Annotated in this window: 2 protein-coding genes; both read right to left on the bottom strand. The window is 34.4% G+C overall.

Annotation, left to right across the window (positions count from 1 at the left end; all coding sequences use genetic code 11):
- The coding region (locus tag F6K13_RS32240; RefSeq protein ID WP_287289761.1) for a shikimate dehydrogenase at nucleotides 1-791 on the bottom strand (791 nt) is incomplete at its 3' end.
- Nucleotides 792-1131: 340 nt separating this feature from the next.
- Nucleotides 1132-1610: F0F1 ATP synthase subunit gamma (locus F6K13_RS32235; RefSeq protein ID WP_287289759.1), on the bottom strand; the 479-nt coding region annotated here is incomplete at its 5' end.

Raw genomic sequence — 1610 nt, 5'->3', positions numbered from 1 at the left:
TCTTGTTGAACCAACATTTCTAATCCATCAATAGCGATCGCTCCTCTAACCAGAGCTTGTTGAAGAAATTTAGTAGGGTTGGGAATATAGATTAAATCATAGACTATTGCTCCTGGTGATAATAGATCGAACACTTTCTCATCTATTGGAGACTGCTCAATATTAGGATACATTCCAATCGGAGTAGTATTAACTAGCAAATCTGCCTGTGAAACTAATCTTGACATTTCATCCCACTTATGTATCTTTAAACTTACTGGTAAAGGAGAATTAATCCAACTTTGCCTAAAAGCAGCTAACTTTTCTTGAGACCGACCAATAACATGAATTTCTGCACAACCCAATTGTGCACAACCAGCCACTACTGCGCGAGATGCACCACCATTACCTAAAATCAACGCTACTTTTTGATGCCAATCCCAATTATAAGTTTTTAGTGGAGAAAGAAACCCTTCCACATCTGTATTTGTTCCCTCCCATCCTTTGTCTATTTGATAAACAGTATTAACTGCCCCCACTGCTTGAGCAAGGTCTGAAACTTTTGACAAAAGTGGTAATATTGTTTGTTTGTGGGGAATAGTAATATTAAAACCCTGAATGCCAATAGCAGAAAACCCAGCAATAGCTGTTTTTAAATTTTCTGGTTTAATTGGAAAAGGCAGATAAACATAATCTATTAAGTTTTGTTGATTATTTATTGCTTTAATTGCAGCATTGTGCATTACTGGAGACAAAGAATGTTCAACGGGATAGCCAATGACTCCTAATAATTTTGTTTTACCTGTAATCATTATGATAAATATAAGTAAAAATTGCTATAGTCTATTTTATAAAAATTAAACAATAAAACCCACATTCCGCACGACAAAATGTAGTATGCGAAAGTAGTTAAACTTGAGTAAGTATTTATACTTGTTGTGATTAGTGCTATATATTATACCAATTTGAAAAAAGAATGTTACAAATAATAAGCAGTATTAAAATAATTTGTAGGAAATATCTATTGGAGGAAAAAGATAAATTACTACTTGGTATTATTTAGCAACCCCTAAATAAGAAAAAAAATACGCCTGAGTCATGCCAGACGTATTAGACGTATTAACAATATAAATAATTTTCCAAAGTAGCCTATTATTCTAAAGCACTAGCACCACCCACAACTTCCAGAATTTCTTGAGTAATAGCAGCTTGCCGAGCTTTATTGTAAGAAAGAGTTAATGTACCAACTAATTCACTAGCATTATCACTAGCATTACTCATTGCTGTCATCCGAGATGCTAATTCACTAGCAGATGATTCTTGCCACGCCCTCAATAACTGGTTAGTTAAAAATAATGGCAAGAGAGCTTCTAAAATTTGAGTTGGGTCTTGCTCAAAAATCATATCGCGGGGAAAGCTTTTAGTAGGTGCTGTTACTTTATCCCGTGATACTTCAAAGTGACCACCTTTAGTAGTTAAACGGAAGATTTCATCATCTTGAACTTCTAAACCTTGAGGATCGAGAGGTAAGAGAGTTTGAATAACTGGTTTAGAGCTAATTAGTGAAATAAATTGGGTATAAACCAACTCTATTCTATCTACTGATCCTGAGAGAAAGTCAGCAAGTACTT

Source organism: Okeania sp. SIO2B9, from assembly GCF_010672505.1.
Taxonomy (GTDB): domain Bacteria; phylum Cyanobacteriota; class Cyanobacteriia; order Cyanobacteriales; family Microcoleaceae; genus Okeania; species Okeania hirsuta.
The sequence above is the reverse complement of the archived record's forward strand: the minus strand, read 5'-3'. Positions and strand labels throughout refer to the sequence as shown.